9 protein-coding genes are annotated in these 19,128 nt (G+C 68.6%); 8 read left to right on the top strand and 1 reads right to left on the bottom strand.

All coding sequences use genetic code 11. From position 1 onward, the window contains the following. The first annotated feature begins 67 nt into the window (after positions 1-67). From FE263_RS10160 to FE263_RS10125, 8 genes are all read left to right on the top strand, one after another. Positions 68-3,217, top strand: coding sequence for an alpha-1,4-glucan--maltose-1-phosphate maltosyltransferase (locus FE263_RS10160; protein WP_138325891.1), 3,150 nt, complete (start codon positions 68-70; stop codon positions 3,215-3,217). 76 nt (positions 3,218-3,293) lie between these two features. Further along, positions 3,294-6,662, top strand: coding sequence for a maltose alpha-D-glucosyltransferase (gene treS / locus FE263_RS10155; RefSeq protein ID WP_138325890.1), 3,369 nt, complete (start codon positions 3,294-3,296; stop codon positions 6,660-6,662). Next, positions 6,655-8,916 carry a 1,4-alpha-glucan branching protein GlgB gene (glgB, locus tag FE263_RS10150; RefSeq protein WP_138325889.1) on the top strand — a complete coding sequence of 754 codons (2,262 nt, stop codon included), beginning with the start codon at positions 6,655-6,657 and terminating at the stop codon, positions 8,914-8,916. The genes treS and glgB overlap by 8 nt, the downstream gene beginning before the upstream one ends. Positions 8,917-9,051: 135 nt before the next feature. Then, on the top strand, positions 9,052-11,091 hold the full coding sequence (malQ, locus tag FE263_RS10145; protein ID WP_138325888.1) for a 4-alpha-glucanotransferase: 2,040 nt from the start codon (positions 9,052-9,054) through the stop codon (positions 11,089-11,091). Positions 11,092-11,211: 120 nt separating this feature from the next. Next, a complete protein-coding gene (locus FE263_RS10140) occupies positions 11,212-12,723 on the top strand; it encodes an alpha,alpha-trehalose-phosphate synthase (UDP-forming) (protein WP_138325887.1) in 1,512 nt (503 codons plus the stop codon). An 84-nt stretch (positions 12,724-12,807) separates the two neighbouring features. Beyond that, positions 12,808-14,616, top strand: a complete 1,809-nt coding sequence (locus FE263_RS10135) for an ABC-F family ATP-binding cassette domain-containing protein (RefSeq protein WP_138325886.1) — start codon at positions 12,808-12,810, stop codon at positions 14,614-14,616. Positions 14,617-14,629: 13 nt separating this feature from the next. Next, positions 14,630-14,953: a 4a-hydroxytetrahydrobiopterin dehydratase gene (locus tag FE263_RS10130; RefSeq protein ID WP_138325885.1), complete on the top strand. Its 324-nt coding sequence runs from the start codon at positions 14,630-14,632 to the stop codon at positions 14,951-14,953. 6 nt (positions 14,954-14,959) lie between these two features. Next, positions 14,960-16,738 carry an ABC transporter ATP-binding protein/permease gene (locus FE263_RS10125; protein ID WP_138325884.1) on the top strand — a complete coding sequence of 593 codons (1,779 nt, stop codon included), beginning with the start codon at positions 14,960-14,962 and terminating at the stop codon, positions 16,736-16,738. Between the two features lie 7 nt (positions 16,739-16,745). Here FE263_RS10125 and FE263_RS10120 read toward each other — a convergent pair whose 3' ends face one another. Continuing rightward, a complete protein-coding gene (locus FE263_RS10120; protein WP_138325883.1) occupies positions 16,746-19,073 on the bottom strand; it encodes an FdhF/YdeP family oxidoreductase in 2,328 nt (775 codons plus the stop codon). Between the last annotated feature and the right edge of the window lie 55 nt (positions 19,074-19,128).

The following is a 19,128-nucleotide window of genomic DNA, read 5'->3' as shown; positions in this document are numbered from 1 at the left end:
GCAAGATACCTGGACGACAACAGGACCCGGCGCATCCGGCCGACCGGGTCCAGCATCGGGACGCGCCATGGACTCGCTAGAGAACACCAGCTCACACGAGCCTATCCTGCGATCGCCGCCTTGCATCGCATGGCTGAGCAGCACGTCGCGTGACGACCCGGCCGGCTATGCCGGGTCCACCCACCTGCTGCTGTCCGACCTGCTGGCGGCGGGCAGCGATGCAGGGGTGCTCGATAGCCGGGATACGGCGTGGCAGGCGATCGCCACGGCGGCGGTCTCGCTAGCCGGCGGACGGGTCTCGGAGCCGATGCCGCTGCTGATCGATCTCGCCCTCGATTGCGTCGCCGTCGATGGCGAGGCAGCGCGCGCCCGGCCGGACCTGTTCGGCCCACCGGACCCCGCCACCCTGCTCGATCCGCGCCGGCAGCACACTCCGCACCTGGCGCGTCCGCTGCTGCAGGACGAGGCGAGCGCGACCCGCCTCGGCACCTGGTGGGGAGAGACCATCGCCGGCCTGAAGGAAGCAGGTCTTGCTGGCGTGCGGCTGCGCGGCCTCGCCGGACTGCCGCCGGACCTGCTCGCGCCGCTGCTCCGTGCCCTGCGCACCGCGGCACGTACCATGACCCTGGTCGCGGATACCGCCGGGGTGGATTGGACCGCGCTCGCCTCGCTGCGCGGCGTCGGCCTCGATGCGGTATCCTGCTCGCTCGCCTGGTGGAACTGGCGGGATCGCTGGCTTGCCGACGAGCTCACGCTGCTTCGGTCGGTTGCGCCGGTGCTGGCTCCGCTGCCGACTTCCATGGTGCCATCCGGGGCTGCCCAGGGACGTGCCCTCGGCTACTGCCTTGCCCACGGGATCGGCTGGATCGCGCCGCCCGCCGAGGAAGCGCGGCAGGCGGCGCAACTGGCCCGGCAGGTCTCGGGCTACCGCCCAGGCCGCTCCCTCACCGCCCCCGGTTCCGGCATACAGGCTACCCTGCGTGCCGATGGCGACGATCCGCGGTGGAGTGGAAAGGCTGTCATCCTGCTGCTGAACCCCGCCACCGACCGGCCAGCCTCGATCGATCCTGCCGCCTTCCTGCCCGGCGTCGGGGGCAGCTTCACCGCGTTCGACAACGCCGACGGTGTCCGGCTGGTGCCGGGTCAGCGTCTCAGCCTCGGCGCCGGCGAGACCCGGCTGTTCGAGGCGACGCAGCTTGCCGCGCCGCCGCACCCGGCGCTCGATCGCGCGCTTGCGACCACCGCCGGCAGATGGAACCGGCTTGCCATCGAGGCGGTCGCGCCAGCGGTCGATGGCGGCCTGTTCCCCGTCAAGCGCACCACCGGCGATCTGGTCGATGTCGAGGCCGACGTGATCGGCGACGGCCACGACATTATGTCGGCAGCCCTGCAGTGGCAGGGCCCGGGCATGCGCGGCGAGACCGGCTGGCAGGAGGTGCGCATGCGCCTGCTCGGCAACGACCGGTGGGCGGCGAGCTTCCCGCTAGTCGAGCGTGGCCTGCACCGCTACCGGGTGGTGGCGTGGCGCGACATGTTCGCCAACTATCGCCACGAGCTCGGCGCGAAGTCCGCCGCCGGCGTGCCGATCTCGCTGGAGCTGGTCGAGGGGCAGGCCCTGGTACGGGCGGCGTCGCAGCGCGGCAGTGCTGCCGCGACCGAACTCGCCCGCCTGCTGGCGAAGATAGAGGCGGCGGGCGAGCAGTCCGCAGGCAAGGAGGACGGCGAGACCGCGCAGCGCGACCTGCTGCTGGCGCCGGACCTCGCGGCGCTGATGGATGTGGCCGACGACCGTCCGCATCTGGTCGCCTCGGACGAGATGCCGGTCGATGCGGAGCGCACCGGCGCCGGATTCGCCAGCTGGTACGAGGTTTTCCCGCGTTCGATGGCGGACGACCCGCATCGGCACGGCACCTTCCGCGATGTCGAGCGCCATCTGCCGCGCATTCGCGAGATGGGCTTCGACGTGCTGTATTTTCCGCCGATCCATCCGATCGGGCGCATCAACCGCAAGGGCCCGAACAACACCCTGACGCCGGGGCCGGAGGATGTCGGCAGCCCGTACGCGGTGGGCTCCGAGGAGGGTGGCCACGATGCCATCCATCCGGCACTCGGCACGCTCGCCGAGTTCCTGCACCTGCGCCGCGCCGCCGAGGAGAGCGGGCTCGAGCTGGCGCTGGACTTCGCCATCCAGTGCGCGCCCGACCACCCCTGGCTGCGCGGGCATCGCGACTGGTTCGCCTGGCGGCCGGACGGCAGCATCCGCTATGCCGAGAACCCGCCGAAGAAATACCAGGACATCGTGAACGTCGATTTCTACGCCGGCGGCGCGGTGCCGGATCTCTGGATCGCGCTGGCCAACGTGGTGCTGTTCTGGTGCGAGCAGGGGATCCGGCTGTTCCGGGTCGACAACCCGCACACCAAGCCGTTTCCGTTCTGGCAGTGGATGATCGCCGAGGTGCGTGCACGCTACCCGGACGCGGTGTTCCTGGCGGAAGCGTTCACCCGACCGAAGGTGATGAACCGGCTCGCCAAGGTCGGCTTCGGGCAGTCGTACACCTACTTCACGTGGCGCAACAGCAAGGCCGAGATCACCGAGTACCTCACCCAGCTTTCGCAGCAGGCGCCGCGAGACTTCTTCAGGCCGCATTTCTTCGTCAACACGCCCGACATCAACCCGGTCTTCCTGCAGAACTCCGGCCGTGCCGGGTTCCTGATCCGGGCGGCCCTCGCCGCCACCATGTCCGGCCTGTGGGGCGTCTACAACGGCTTCGAACTGTGCGAGGGCGCTGCGTTGCCGGGCCGCGAGGAATATCTCGACAGCGAGAAGTACCAGATCCGCACCTGGGACTGGCAGCGTCCGGGCAACATCGTGGCCGAGATCACCCGGCTGAACCGCATACGTGCGGAAAGCCCGGCGCTGCGTACGCATCTCGACATCGCCTTCCTGCCGGCCGCCAACGATGCCGTGCTGTTCTACGAAAAGGCGACCGCCGATCGCAGCGACTGCGTGCTCTGCTTCGTCAGCCTCGATGCGCACCAGACGCAGCAGGCGAGCATCGAACTGCCATTCTGGAAATGGGGCCTTCCCGACCAGGCTACGCTGCAGCTCGAGGACCTGATCGGCGGCGACCATTTCAGCCTGACCGGCAAGTACCACACCGTGACGCTGACCCCGCAGCAGCCCTACCTGATCTGGCGCGCCCGGCCGGACAGTTGAGCCCACCTCCAAGCGGCCGCACGGTCCGGCCGACGCCTGAATATCTGCAGCACCCCGAAGAGGGCCCCGATCGCCTATGAGCACCGAAACCGCATCGAACTTCGTCCAGAGCGAAGAGGCCCGCAACGCCGAGGCGCAGCCGATCGGGCTGGCACCGATCGCCGACCCGCTCTGGTTCAAGGATGCCATCATCTACCAGATCCACCTGAAGTCGTTCTTTGATGGCAACAACGATGGCGTCGGCGACTTTGCCGGCCTGCTGCAGAAGCTGGACTACATCGCCGAGCTGGGCGTCACCGCGATCTGGATGCTGCCGTTCTACCCGTCGCCACGGCGCGACGACGGCTACGACATCTCCGACTACCGTGGCGTGCATCCGGAATACGGCACCATCAACGACCTGAGGACTTTCGTTGCCGCCGCGCACGAGCGCGGGCTCAGGGTCATCACCGAACTCGTCATCAACCACACCTCCGACCAGCATTCCTGGTTCCAGCGTGCCCGGCGTGCGCCGGCCGGCTCGCCGGAGCGCGACTTCTACGTGTGGTCCGAGACCGACGAGAAGTACGACGGCACCCGCATCATCTTCATCGACACCGAGAAGTCGAACTGGACCTGGGACGAGGAGGCGCAGGCGTACTACTGGCACCGCTTCTACAGCCACCAGCCGGACCTGAACTTCGACAATCCGAAGGTGCTCGAGGAAGTGCTCTCGGTGATGCGCTTCTGGCTCGATCTCGGCGTCGACGGCCTGCGTCTCGATGCCGTGCCGTATCTGGTCGAGCGCGAAGGCACCAACAACGAGAACCTTCCCGAGACGCACGCGATCATCAAGAAGATCCGCACCGAGATCGACGCCTATGCGCCCGGGCGCATGCTGCTGGCGGAAGCCAACCAGTGGCCGGAGGATGCGCAGGTCTATTTCGGCGACGGCGACGAATGCCACATGTCGTTCCATTTCCCGTTGATGCCGCGCATGTACATGGCGATCGCGCGCGAGGACCGCTTTCCGATCACCGACATCATGCGCCAGACGCCGGCGATCCCGGCGACCTGCCAGTGGGCGGTGTTCCTGCGCAACCACGACGAGCTCACGCTGGAGATGGTGACCTCCTCCGAGCGCGACTACCTCTGGGAGACCTATGCCAGCGACAAGCGTGCGCGCATCAATCTCGGCATCCGGCGGCGGCTGTCGCCGCTGATGCAGCGCGACCGTCGCCGCATCGAGCTGATGAACGGGCTGCTGCTGTCGATGCCCGGCACGCCGGTGATCTACTACGGCGACGAGATCGGCATGGGCGACAACATCTATCTCGGCGACCGCGACGGCGTGCGCACGCCGATGCAGTGGTCGGTGGACCGCAACGGCGGCTTCTCGCGCGCCGATCCCGCCGGACTGGTGCTGCCGCCGATCATGGACCCGATCTACGGCTTCCAGGCGGTGAACGTGGAAGCGCAGTCCGGCGACCCGCATTCGATGCTGAACTGGACCCGGCGCATGCTGACCGTGCGCAAGGCGCACCAGGCGTTCGGTCGCGGCAGCCAGCGCTTCCTGTATCCCGGCAACCGCAAGGTGCTTGCCTACCTGCGTGAGTTTACCGGAGAGGACGGCGTCGATGAGACCATCCTGTGCGTGAGCAACCTGTCGCGCGCGGCGCAGGCGGTCGAGCTCGACATCTCCGAGTTCGCCGGCCGCGTGCCGGTGGACATCGTCGGCGGCTCGGCGTTCCCGCCGGTGGGCCAGCTCACCTACCTGCTGACGCTGCCGCCGTACGGCTTCTACTGGTTCCTGCTGGCGTCCGAGCGCGCGCTGCCGTCGTGGCATACCCCGGCGCCGACGCCACTGCCGGAATTCTCCACCATCGTTGTGCGAAACGACCTCAGCGAGCTGCGCGCCCCCGCCGCGCGCCAGCTGCTCGAGCGCGAGGTGCTGCCTGAATACCTGCCGAAGCGGCGCTGGTTCTCCTCGAAGTCCGAGCGCCTCGGCTCGATCCGCTTCGCCTACCTCGTGCCGCTGCAGACCGGGCGCGACAACCGCTCGGTGATCACCGAGATCGAGGTGAAGGTCGGTGACCGCACCGAGCGCTACTGCCTGCCGCTGAGTGCGGTCGACGAGACCACCTGTATCCCGCTGGCGGCCCAGCTTGCTCTCAGCCGGGTGCGTCGCAGCGCGCTTGTCGGCTACATCACCGATGGCTTCACGGTCGACGACTTCACCCGCTCGACGCTCAACCTGATCCGCGATGACGCGGTGCTGCGCATCGAGGGCGGCGCGCTGCATTTCAGCCGCACCGAGAGGTTCGGCGACATCGAGCTGCCGCCGACGCTCTCGATCCGACGGCTGTCGGCCGAGCAGTCCAACAGCTCGCTGATCATCGACGACCTGATGGTGCTCAAGATCGTGCGCAAGGTGGTGTCCGGCGTGCATCCGGAGGCCGAGATCAGCCGCTACCTGACCCAGCGTGGCTACGCCAACACCCCGCCGCTATACGGCGAGGTCACGCGCATCGACGACGACGGCACGCCGAACACTCTGGTGCTGGTGCAGGGCTTCGTGCGCAACCAGGGCGACGGCTGGAGCTGGACGCTCGACTTCCTGGCGCGGGCCGCCGACGACAGCGTCTCGGAAGCCGACGACCCGGCGCACGAGGACGCCTATGCGAACTATGCGAGCTTCGCCTCTGCGCTCGGACGGCGGCTTGCCCAGCTGCACGAGGTGTTCGCATCGCCCACCGACGATCCGGCCTTCAGGCCGGAGGTGGTCAACGAGGCCGACCTGCATGAATGGGCAAGCGGCACCATGGAACAGGTCGACGGCGCCATCGCGGCGCTGCGCGGCGCCGTGACGCGTGGCGATCTGGATGCCGATACCGTGGAGCTGGCGAACCGGCTCACCGACCGCCGCGACGCGATAGAGAAGCTGGTGCGCAGCCTGGCCGCGCGCGGTGCCGGCAGCCTGCGGACCCGCGTGCATGGCGACTTCCACCTCGGCCAGGTGCTGGTGGTGGGCGGCGACGCCTACCTGATCGACTTCGAGGGCGAGCCGGCGAAGACCATGGAGCAGCGTCGGGCGCACTCCTCGCCGCTGCGGGACGTCGCCGGCATGATGCGTTCGTTCGACTATGCCGGAGCCACCGCGTCGTCACGGCTGGAGAGCGGTACCGACCTGACCAACGAGCGCTACACCCGTCTGCTGGAGCGGTTCCGCCGCAACGCCGGCAACGACTTCCTAAACGCCTATCGCGAGGTGCTGGAGGCAACGCCGAACCGCTGGGTCAGGCGAGAGAGCGAGGCGGCGATCCTGGACCTGTTCCTGCTGGAGAAGGCCGCCTACGAGATCCGCTACGAGGCCAACAACCGGCCGCACTGGATCTCGATCCCGCTCTCCGGCTTCGACCAGATCGCAACCCGTCTGCTGGATAATGGTTCGAACCAAAATGGCTGATCATACCGCGACACCTGCCTCGACCGACGCCCCGCCGGCCGCTTTCGCCCCGGCGCAGGCGGTGTCCGCCCACCTGCCGCACCCTGGCGCGATCGACAGCTTCGTCCGTGCCCGCCACGGCGACCCGTTCTCGCTGCTCGGTCCGCGCGCGACGCCGGACGGCATCGTGGTGCGCGCGTTCCTGCCGGATGCGGTCCGGGTGCAGGTGATCGATCGCGTCAACGGTTCCGTGTTCGGCGAACTCACCCGCATCCATGCGGACGGGCTGTGGTCGGGACCGGTCGGCTCGGCGCAACCTTACCTGTTGCGCTCCACGGTTGCCGACGGCGCCGGCGGAGAAACTGTAGTCGAGACGGAGGATCCGTACAGCTTCGGCATGCTGCTCGGCGAACTCGACATCTACCTGATCTCGGAAGGCAGGCATCGCGACCTCGGAAGCATACTCGGCTCGCACGTGGTCGAGATCGAAGGTGTTCGCGGAACCCGCTTCGCCGTGTGGGCGCCCAATGCGCAGCGCGTGTCGGTGGTGGGATCGTTCAACAACTGGGACGGCCGCCGCAATCCGATGCGCTTCCGGCAATCCGCCGGCGTATGGGAATTGTTCATCCCGCGTGTCGGCGCCGGCGCGCTCTACAAGTACGAGATCGTCGGCCCGCATGGCGACGTGCTGCCCTGGCGCGCCGATCCGGTGGCCTGGGCGACCGAGGTGCCGCCGCAGACCGCGTCCCGCGTTGACGATCCGCACTTCGTCTGGAACGACGACGACTGGATGGCGACCCGCGCCGCGCGGCAGGCGCCGGATGCGCCGATGTCGATCTACGAGATGCACGCGATGTCGTGGCTGCCTCATGACGGCACTCCCGCAAGCTGGGACACGCTCGGCGACCGCCTGATCCCGTACCTGACCGAGCTCGGCTTCACCCATGTCGAGCTGATGCCGATCATGGAACATCCGTTCGGGGGCTCGTGGGGCTACCAGACGGTGAGCCAGTTCGCGCCCACCGCGCGGCTGGGCTCGCCCGAGCAGTTCGCGCGCTTCATCGACCGCTGCCACGCCGCCAACCTCGGCGTGATCCTGGACTGGGTGCCGGCGCATTTCCCGACCGACGCGCATGGCCTGGCGCGCTTCGACGGCACGCCGCTCTACGAGCATGGCAACCCGTTCGAGGGCTATCACCAGGACTGGAACACCTACATCTACAACCTCGGCCGCAACGAGGTCCGCGGCTTCATGATCGCCAGCGGCCTGTTCTGGCTGCGGCACTTCCATATCGACGGGCTGCGCGTCGATGCGGTGGCCTCGATGCTGTATCGCGACTATTCGCGCAAGCATGGCGAATGGGTGCCGAACCAGTATGGCGGCCGCGAGAACCTCGAATCGATCGCCTTCCTGCAGGATCTCAGCCGGGTGGTGCACGAGGACGCGCCGGGCGCCATCCTGATCGCCGAGGAGAGCACCTCGTTTCCTGGCGTCAGCCGCCCCGCCGACGAGGGTGGGCTGGGTTTCGACTACAAGTGGAACATGGGGTGGATGCACGACACCCTGCACTACATCGAGGAGCAGCCGGTCTACCGCCGCTGGCACCACGGCGAGATCTCCTTCGGGCTGGTCTATGCCTTTTCCGAGAAGTTCGTGCTGCCGATCTCGCACGACGAGGTGGTGTACGGAAAAGGCTCGATGATCGGCAAGATGCCGGGCGACTGGTGGCAGCGCTTCGCCAACCTGCGCGCCTATTACGGCTTCATGTGGACGCATCCGGGCAAGAAGCTGCTGTTCATGGGCAGCGAGATCGCCCAGGAAGCCGAGTGGAACCACGATACCGGCCTGTCCTGGTGGCAGCTCGACAACCCGATGTATCGTGGCGTGCAGCTACTGATCGGCGACCTGAACCGTCTCTATGTCGACAACCCGGCGCTGCATGCCCGCGATTGCGATCCGGACGGCTTCCGCTGGGTGGTGCTGCACGATGCGGACCAGAGCGTCTATGCCTGGCTGCGCTACGGTCATCCGGGCCAGCCTCCGGTACTTGTGGTCTGCAACTTCACCCCGGTGCCGCGCCACGACTACCAGCTCGGCGTCTCGCAGAAGGGCTTCTGGAAGGAGGTCCTGAACACCGATGCATCGCGCTATGGCGGCTCCAATGTCGGCAATTACGGAGGGGTCGAGGCGCATGAAGGCGAGTCTCATGGCCAGCCCGCCTGGGTGAAGCTTACACTGCCGCCGCTGGCTACCATTGTCCTGACGCCGTCCTGAAAACGCCTGCTTTCCGGTTCCGCAGGTCCCCGGGCCGGCGGCGCCACCAGCCTCTCTCGAAATGAAATGGCCTGTCTGCCTTCGCGCGCCGCGTGCGGATCCGGACAGACGGCCTCCAGGGACGAGTTCCAGCGCATGCACGACGAAGCCGATGCCGACCTCAGGCGACTCTGCGACCGGGCCGGCGTCGCGACGCAGTGGTCGGACATCTTCGGCAAGACCCATCAGGTGGCGGCGGAGGATCTCCGCGACATCCTGGCTGCGATCGGCCTGGGCGTCGATGACGACCACGGCATCGCCGCCCGGATCGAGGAGATCGAGCGCGAGTTGCGCACGTTGCCGCCGTTGATCACCGCGGCGGCCGGTGAACGGATCAGCCTGCCGCTGGATGCGGGCGACTACCGGATCGAGCTGGAGGATGGCTCCGAACGTTCGGGGCGCCTCGAGGCCGACCTCATCCTCGGCAGCAGCCTGAGTGCGCCGGCGCAGCCCGGCTATCACACGCTGGTGCTGGGCGATCGCAGGATCTGCCTGGCGGTCGCGCCCGAACGATGCTTCTCGGTCAGCGACGCCATCGGCAGGCCGGATGCCAGGGCCTGGGGGATCGCGGTCCAGCTCTACTCGCTGCGCCGGCCGGGCGATGGCGGCGTCGGCGACTACCCTGCCCTTGCCGGCTTTGCCCGACAGGCCGCCGCGCGTGGCGCCGATGCACTGGCGATCAGCCCGGTACACGCCCAGTTCTCCGCCGATCCCGATCGCTTCAGTCCGTATGCGCCGTCGAGCCGGGTCATGCTCAACGTGCTGCATGTCGGCGCCGACGAAACCGGCCCCGAGGGCGCCATCGAGGCGAAGCGTCTCGAGGAGCTGGAGCTGGTCGACTGGCCGGCGATGAGCCGCAACCGCCTCGCGCGGCTGCGTCGCGAATACGACGCCGGCGGCGACCGGGATCCGAAGTTCTCCGCCTGGCGTGCGCAGGCCGGCGAGGCGGTGGATGCGCATGCCTTGTTCGAGGCATTGCACGCGCATGTCTGGGGGGCGGACCACGCACTCTGGCACTGGCGCGACTGGCCGGCCGAGTATGCCTCGATGGACGCGCCGGGGATTGCCGGCTTTCGCGACAGCCACGCGGCAGAGATCGGCTTCCATGCCTGGCTGCAGTTCCGTGCCGACGGCGCGCTCGCCGCGGCGCAGCAGGCGGCGGTCGATGCCGGCATGACGATCGGACTGATCTCCGACCTCGCCGTCGGCACGGACTCCGGCGGCAGCCATTGCTGGAGCAGGCAGGGCGAGACCCTGCGCGGCCTCACCGTCGGCGCGCCGCCCGACCTGCTGCAGATCAAGGGCCAGAACTGGGGCATCACCGCGTTCTCGGCGCGCGGCCTGCGGCAGAACGGCTACCAGGGCTTCATCGAGATGCTGCGCGGCGCCATGCGGCATGCGGGCGGCGTGCGGATCGACCACGGCATGGGCATCGCCCGGCTGTGGGTGATCCCGGAAGGCAAGACTGCCGACCATGGCAGCTACCTGGCGTTTCCCGAGCAGGACCTGCGCCGGCTCATCGCGCTGGAGAGCCAGCGCAACCGCGCCATCGTGCTGGCGGAGGATCTCGGCACCGTTCCGGAAGGCTTCCAGGACCGCCTGCAGGCCTGCGGCATCGACGGCATGCGCATCCTGATGTTCGAGCGCGACGATGCCGGCTTCACCGCGCCGCGTGGCTGGACCCGCAAGGCCAGCGCGATGACCAGCACCCACGATCTGCCGCCGGTGGCGGGCTGGTGGGCCGGCCAGGATATCGAGGTGCGCGGCGAGTTGCTCGATACCGAGGAGGCCAAGCTCGCCGACGAGCGCGCCGACCGGAAAAAGCAGCGGGCGGAGCTGTGGCATGCGATGAGGGAAAGCGGGGCGGCGCATGGCGAGCAGCCGGCGGACGACGAGCCCGGCCCGGTGGTCGATGCGGCGCTTGCCCATGCGGGCGGTTCGGCCTGCGAGATCGTCATGATCCCGCTGGAGGATGTGCTCGCCTTGCCGGACCAGCCGAACTTGCCGGGAACGGTCGACGAGCATCCGAACTGGCGGCGCCGCCTTGGCCGCCCGGTCGAAAGCGTGCTGGACGTCCCGGCGGTCGAGGCGAGACTTGCGGCCCTCGCGGCGTCACGGAAGCGGTCGCAGGCCTGACAGCGGTCACATCATCCGCGACACGCGCACATTCTCTTTAGCGGCCTGCTTTCGAACCGGTCGAACACTACATGATGATGAAGTCCCGGCATGCGCCCCGGGCGGCCAAGGGGGGTCCGGATGAGCAGACTGGTCGTCATATCGAACCGTGTGTCTGTCCCGACCGGGGGTGCCAAGGCCGGCGGCCTTGCCGTCGCGCTGAAGGACCTGATGGAGCGCCAGGGGGGCCTCTGGTTCGGCTGGAGCGGCGACACCAAGGCCGAGGCGGCCGGCGTGACCCTGCCCTACCTCGTGCACCACGAGAACGTCGACTACGCGACGATCGACCTGACGCCCGAGGAACTCGATCTCTACTACAACAGGTTCTCCAACGCGACGTTGTGGCCCCTGCTGCACTCGCTGCCCGAGCAGATGCATTTCGACCGCCGCAGCCTGCAGGCCTATCGCGGCGTCAACGAGCGCTTCGCCGACGTGCTGGTGCCGATGCTGCGGCCCGGCGATACGATCTGGATCCACGACTACCACCTGCTCGCCCTGGCCAGCGCCATGCGGGCCCGCAACGTCACCGCGCCGATCGGCTTCTTCCTGCACACGCCGTTCCCGTCGCCGGACATGCTCGGCAGCATCCCCGAGGCCGCGCTGTTCATACGCGACCTGCTCGCCGCCGATCTGCTCGGCTTCCAGACCTCGAACGACGCCGAGAACTTCGCCACCTCGGCGCAGCGCATCGCCGGTGCGGCGCGCATGGCCGGCGGCGGGCTGCAGCTCGGCAACCGGCAGATCCGCGTCGGCGTGTTCCCGGTCGAGATCGAGCCCGCCGAGTTCGCCCAGATGGCCGAGCAGGCGTTCGCCTCGCCGGAGACGCAGCGCCTGCACCGCAGCCTGGATGGCCAGAGCCTGATCCTCGGCGTCGATCGCATGGACCCGACCAAGGGGCTGCGGCATCGCCTGGCCGGCTTCCGGCGGCTGCTGGAAACCCGACCGCAATGGCATCGGCAGGCCACCTTCCTGCAGATCGCCGCCGAGAGCCGGCAGGATGTCGGCGCCTACCAGGACCTGCGCGAGGACCTTGAGCGCGAGGCCGGCGCGATCAACTCGACCTACAGCGACCCGGACTGGACGCCGCTGCGGCTGATGGCCCGCGGTGGCACCCGCGAGGCGATCTCGGGCTACATGCGCGAGGCCCGCATCTGCCTGGTCACGCCGTTGCGCGACGGCATGAACCTGGTGGCCAAGGAATACATCGCCGCCCAGGATCCGGAAAATCCGGGCGTGCTGGTGCTCTCCAAGTTCGCCGGTGCCGCCCGCCAGCTCGGCGCGGCGATCCTGGTCAACCCGGTCGATCCGGACGAGATCGCCGATGCGCTCGACATCGCGCTGCGCATGAGCCGGCCGGAGCGGCAGGATCGCTGGAATGCCTGCTGGGAAGCGATCAAGGATACCTCCGCGCTCGCCTGGGGTCGTTCGTTCGTCTCCGCCCTCGCCCGCGTCGGCCAGGAGGGCCAGATCGTCCCCCGCCCGGACCGGGAGGCGTCCGCCTATACGCCGCGCCGGCAGGCACAGGGGCCGGATGGGCGCACCACCGACATCCGGCTGGTCTCGCCGGCGCCGTCCAGCCGCAACGCCGGCTGAAACTTCGCTCATCTACCGGGCCATCCGGCGCCCGGGTCCAGGCTGGCCATTGAACCCGGACCGCCGCCGCGCCAGAACAGGCGCATGGCGCCACCGCTGCTTCTCCTGTCTGATATCGTCCTCACCCTCGGAGGCCGGCCGCTGCTCGACGGCGCCGGCTTCGCGGTGTCCGCCGGCGAGCGCATCTGCCTGGTCGGCCGCAACGGGTCCGGCAAATCCACGCTCCTGAAGATCGCCGACGGCAGCCTGCTCGCCGATAGCGGCACCCGCTTCCTGCAGCCCGGCAGCACCATCGCCACCCTGCCGCAGGAGCCGGACCTCTCCGGCTACGCGACCACGCTGGACTATGCGCGCTCGCTGCTGACGCCGGACGATCCCGGCTACCGCGCCACCGCCCTGCTCGACGAGCTCGGCCTGACCGGTGCCGAGGACCCGCGCCACCTGTCCGGCGGCGAGGTGCGGCGCTGCGCCCTCGCCCGCACGCTGGCACCGGAGCCCGACGTGCTGCTGCTCGACGAGCCGACCAACCATCTCGACATGCCGACGATCGCCTGGCTGGAGCGCGAGCTGTCCTCCCTGCGCTCGGCCATCGTGCTGATCAGCCATGACCGGCGCATGCTGGAAACCCTGTCGCGCAGCGTGGTGTGGCTGGACCGCGGCACCACTCGCCGGCTCGACCAGGGATTCGCGAAGTTCGAGGCCTGGCGCGAGGAGGTGCTCGACCAGGAGGAGACCCAGGCGCACAAGCTCGACCGCCAGATCGCGCGGGAAGAACACTGGATGCGCTACGGCGTCACCGCACGGCGCAAGCGCAACGTGCGCCGGGTCGGCGAACTGGCGGCGCTGCGGGCGGAGCGTCGCGATGCCATCAAGGCGCCCGGCGGGTTGCGGCTGGAAGCCAAGACCGCCGACTTGTCCGGCAAGCTGGTGGCGGTGGCGGAGGGCGTCGCGAAGTCGTTCGACGGCCGCGACATCGTGCGCGACCTCGATCTGCGTGTGCTGCGCGGCGACCGTCTCGGCATCGCCGGGGCCAACGGTGCCGGCAAGACCACGCTGCTGCGCCTGCTGACCGGACTGGAGACGCCCGATGCCGGCCGCATCGCCATCGGCACCGCGCTGTCGGTGGTGACGCTCGACCAGCAGCGGCGCAGCCTCGATCCGGATGCGACGCTGTCCGACACGCTGACCGGCGGCGGTGGCGACATGGTGCAGGTCGGCACCGAGAAGCAGCACGTCATCGGCTACATGAAGCAGTTCCTGTTCCGCCCGGAGCAGGCGCGCACACGCGTGGGCGTGCTGTCGGGCGGCGAGCGCGGCCGACTGATGCTGGCCTGCGCGCTGGCCAAGCCGTCCAACCTGCTGGTGCTCGACGAGCCCACCAACGATCTCGACCTGGAGACGCTGGACCTGCTGCAGGAGATGCTGGACGGCTATCCCGGCACCGTGCTGCTGGTCAGCCACGATCGCGACTTCCTGGACCGGGTGGCGACCTCGATCGTGGCGGCCGAGGGCGGCGCGCGCTGGATCGAATATGCCGGCGGGTATTCCGACATGCTGGCCCAGGGCGGCCGTATCGCGGGCGGGGCATTGGACCGGTCGGGGGCGGGCTCGGCGCTGGTCCGCAAGCCGGTCGAGCAGCCGGCGGCCGCGACGGTGCGCAAGCTCACCTTCAAGGACAAGCACGCGCTCGAGCAGCTGCCCGGCAAGATCGCGGCGCACGAGGCGGAAATCGTGCGGCTGCGTCACCTGCTGACGGATGCCGGGCTGTACAACCGCGACCCGAAGCGCTTCGCCGCCACCACCGCTGCCCTGGAACGCGAGGAGGCGGCGCTCAGGGCGGCGGAGGAACGCTGGCTCGAACTCGAAGTGCTGCGCGAACACCTCGCATCCTGACCCGGAGAGCACGATGACGACCTCCCTCGCCGATCGCGCGTGCACCGCCTGCCGTGCCGGCACCGCGAAACTCTCGCCCGGCGAGATCGCGCACTATCTCGCGCAGGTTCCAGGCTGGCAGCTTTCGCACGATCCCGACCGCATCGAACGGCGATGGAAATTCGGCAACTTCGCGGAGGCCTTCGCATTCGTCAGCCGCGTCGCGGACCTTGCCGAAGCGGCCGACCATCATCCGGACATCGGCCTCGGCTGGGGCTACGCCTCGGTATCGCTGCACACCCACGCGGCGGGCGGCCTGCACGAGAACGACTTCATCCTCGCGGCACGGATCGGATAGCCCGCCATGCGTAACCTGGGTCCGGTGCTGGCCGATGCCTGGCGCCTGTTCAAGCCGTATTTCTTTCACTCGAGCGAGCGCCGACTGGCGCTGACCCTGCTGATCAGCGTCGGCGTGATGTCGGTGGTGCAGACCGAGCTCGGCGTGCTGACGACCTTCTGGTCGAACCTGCTGTACGACAGCCTGCAGCAGAAGGATCAGCACTCCTTCATGGCGCTGATCTTCACATGGCTGCCGCTGCCGAGCGGCTGGTTCATGCCGGGCCTGCTGGCCATCGCGATGCTGTTCATCCTGGTCGGCGTCACCCAGCTGTTCGTCACCGAATACCTGCAGATACGCTGGCGCCGATGGATGACCGGCGACTTCCTGCAGCGCTGGCTCGCCGACCGCGCCTACTACCGCATCAGCGTCGCGGGTGATCCCGAAGGCGTCGGCACCGACAACCCCGACCAGCGCCTGTCGGACGACATCGCGGCATTCTGCGGCGCCGGCGGCAACGTGCGGCCGGGGACCGACACGCTGAGCCTGCTGCTCGGCCTGTTGAGCAACGTCGTCTCGCTGTTCAGCTACATCATCGTGTTGTGGAAACTGTCCGGGCGTACGCCGGTCTTCGGCCTGCATATACCGGGCGGCCTGATCTGGGTGGCGCTGCTGTTCAGTCTCGGCGGCACCCTGCTGACCTACCTGATCGGCCGCCGGCTGATCGCGCTGCGCTTCTTCCAGCAGCGCTACGAGGCGGATTTCCGCTTCGGACTGGTGCGCGCGCGCGAGAACACCGAGGGCATCGCGCTGCAGGGCGGCGAGCACGAGGAGAATGCCGTGCTGCTGAGGATCTTCGGCGCCATACGCGGCAACTTCATCAGCCTGCTGCGACGCATCCTGCTGCTCAACGCCACCACCATTTCGTATGGCCAGATCGCCAGCGTGCTGCCGTTCCTGGTGATCGGGCCGTCCTTCTTCGCCAGCCGGATCACCCTCGGCACCCTGATGCAGGTCAACCAGGTGTTCGGCGAGGTGCAGGGCGCGTTCTCCTGGTTCGCCGACAGCTTCCCGACGCTTGCGATGTGGCGTGCGACGGTCGGACGTCTGGCGACCTTCGATCGTGCGGTGCGAAGCGCGCGCGAGGCCGCCGCCGCCGGCATCCAGGTGCATGACGGCGCCGACGCATACCGCCTGCAGGACGTCGCACTGGCGCTGCCGAACGGCGAACGCCTCGGCGCACCCCTGAACATCACCCTGGCGCCCGGCATCGACACCCTGATCAGCGGGCCATCGGGGGCCGGCAAATCCACCCTGTTCCGGACGCTCGCCGGGATCTGGCCGTTCGCCACCGGCCGCATCGAGCGCCCCGCCGGCCGGACCCTGTTCCTGCCGCAGCGGCCGTACATCCCGATCGGCACCCTGCGGCACGCGCTGTGCTATCCGGCTGCCGTTGCCGATATCGAACCGGATGCCGTCCGCCGCGCCCTGGAGGACGCCGACCTCGCCGACCTCGTGCCGGAACTCGACCAGCCGGACGAGAACTGGGTGATGCGGCTGTCCGGCGGCGAGCAGCAGCGCCTCGCCCTCGCCCGCGCCTTGCTGGCGCGTCCCGACTGGCTGTTCCTCGACGAGGCGACCGCAGCGCTGGACCCCGACAGCGAGGGCCGCATGCTCGTCATGCTGAAGCGCCGCCTGCCCGGCACCACCATCGTCTCGATCGCGCACAATCCCGCGGTTGCCGGTTTCTTCCGCCAGCACCTCGTACTGGACGGCTCGGGCGGCACCCTGCAGGCGGCGGACTGATCCGCCTCTAGGCCGCCACCACCAGCCCGGGCTCGACGACGCCTGCGCTCTGCTTGTGGATGGTGACCGGGATCGACTTGGCCGCCGGGGTCTTGCTGCCCTCGGCGTAGTGGTTCATCGGCAGCAGGACGTTCGCCTCCGGATAGTAGGCGCCGATGCAGCCGGCCGGCATGTCGTAGCCGACCACCGCCAGCCCGCCCAGCTCACGGTGCACGCCATCGTTCGACGCCGTCTGCAGACGCACCGTGCCGCCCTCGACCAGGCCGAGCCGGGCGATGTCGTCGCGGTTCATGAAGACGATGTCGCGGGTGCCCGAGATGCCGCGGAAACGGTCGTGGTAGCCGTAAACCGTCGTGTTGAACTGGTCGTTCGAGCGCAGCGTCATCAGCCTGAGCACGTCGTGCCCGACCTCCGGCATGTCGAGATCCTCGTCGAGACCCTTCGGCGTGATGAGGTTCGCGCGCCCGGTCTTGGTCTTCCAGATCCGCTCGCGCGCCGGCATCGGCCGCTTGAAGCCGCCCGGCTCCCACATGCGCGTCTCGTAGTCGTAGAAGATCTCCGGATAGGTGACGCCGATCTCGCGCCGGATCAGGCTGTAGTCGTTTGTCCAGTCGTCCCAGCGCAGCTTCGGGTTCGGATCCAGCGTTGCCTTGGCGATCTCGGCGATGAACCTGACCTCGCTGATCAGGTGCGGCGAGGCAGGGTTGCGAACCCCCTTCGAGCCGTGGATGCAGCCGCTGGTGTCCTCCATCGAGACCGCCTGGTCCCCGGCCGCCTGCCGGTCCTTCTCGATGCGGCCGATCACCGGCAGGATGAAGCTGATCTCGCCCGGGATGATCTGGCTGCGATTCAGCTTGGTCGCGACATTCACCGTCAGGCGGATGCGCCGCCAGGCCGGCTCGAACCGGCCGGTATCCGGCACCGCACGCACGAAATTGCCACCCAGGATGACGAAGGCCTCGATCCTGCCGGCGAGGATCTCCTCGCAGGCGTCGACGGTAGCCAACCCCTCCTCGCGAGGCGGCTCGAAGCCGAACTGCTCGGCGAGCTTGTCCAGCGGCACCAGTTCGGGCTTCTCGCTGATGCCGACGGTGCGCTGGCCCTGCACGTTGGAATGGCCGCGCACCGGGCAGACGCCGGCGCCGTCGCGGCCGATATTGCCGCGCAGCAGCAGCAGGTTCATCACCATCTGCACCGTCTCGACGCCGGCACGATGCTGCGTCAGCCCCATGCCATAGATGCCGATCGCGGACTTCGCGCGGCCGTAGATGCGCGCGGTGCTTTCCATCGCCGCCCGCGCCAGGGCCGAGCGGCGCTCCAGCTCGTCCCAGTCCTGCACGCGCAGCCACTCGATGAAGCTCTCATGCCCATGCCCGTGCTCGGCCAGAAAGCCGTGGTCGAGGAACGGCTCGCCGCCGGACTCTCTCGACTGGTCGTCCAGCTCGACCAGCGCCTTGCAGATGCCGGTCAGCGCCGCAAGGTCGCCGCCGGCCTTGACCTGGTGATAGGCCGAGCTGATCCGGGTCGCATGGCCGCCGACCATCTCGGTCACCGATTGCGGATTGGTGAAGCGCTCCAGGCCGCGTTCGCGCAGCGGGTTGAACGAGATGATCGGAACCCCGCGCTGGGCCGCCTCCTGCAGCGGATGCAGCATGCGTGGCGCATTGCTGCCGGGGTTGTTGCCGAACACCAGGATGCACTCGGTCTTGGCGAAGTCGTCGAGGCTGACGGTTCCGATCGGCACGCCGATGCTCTGCGGCAGCGCCACCGAGGTGGTCTCGTGGCACATGTTCGAGCTGTCCGGCAGGTTGTTGTTGCCGTAGACCCGGGCGAACAGCGCGTACAGGTAGCTCGCCTCGTTGGAGCAGCGGCCGGAACTGTAGAACACCGCCTTCTTGCGATCGCTCACGGCGCGCAGCTCACGGCCGATCTCGGCGATGGCAGCGCCCCACGACACCGGCACGTACTTGTCGCTCACGGCGTCGTAGCGCATCGGATGGGTGAGCCGGCCGCTCTGCTCGAGCTGGTAGTCGTCCCAGGTCAGCAGCTCGGTCACGGTATGGCTGGCGAAGAACTCCGGCGTGCAGCGATGCGCGGTGATCTCCCAGGCGGTCGCCTTCGCGCCGTTCTCGCAGAACTCGAACGGCAGCGGCGTGGCCGGCTTGATCCAGGCGCAGCTCACGCACTGGAAGCCGTCGACCTTGTTCTGGCGCGACAGCGTCAACGCTCCGCTGGCCAGGACGCCTTCCTGCCGCAGGATATTGCCCAGGGACCGCGCCGATCCCCATCCGCCAGCCGGCGCTTCGTAGGGTTTGTTGACGGCATGTCTGGCCATGGCATTGCTCCGCGATTTGGGACTGAACATCGCCGGTTGCGGCGCGTTGCATGGC

The sequence above is a fragment of the Lichenicoccus roseus genome (assembly GCF_005844085.1).
Classification (GTDB): domain Bacteria; phylum Pseudomonadota; class Alphaproteobacteria; order Acetobacterales; family Acetobacteraceae; genus Lichenicoccus; species Lichenicoccus roseus.
This window is presented reverse-complemented; position numbering and strand designations above follow the sequence as displayed.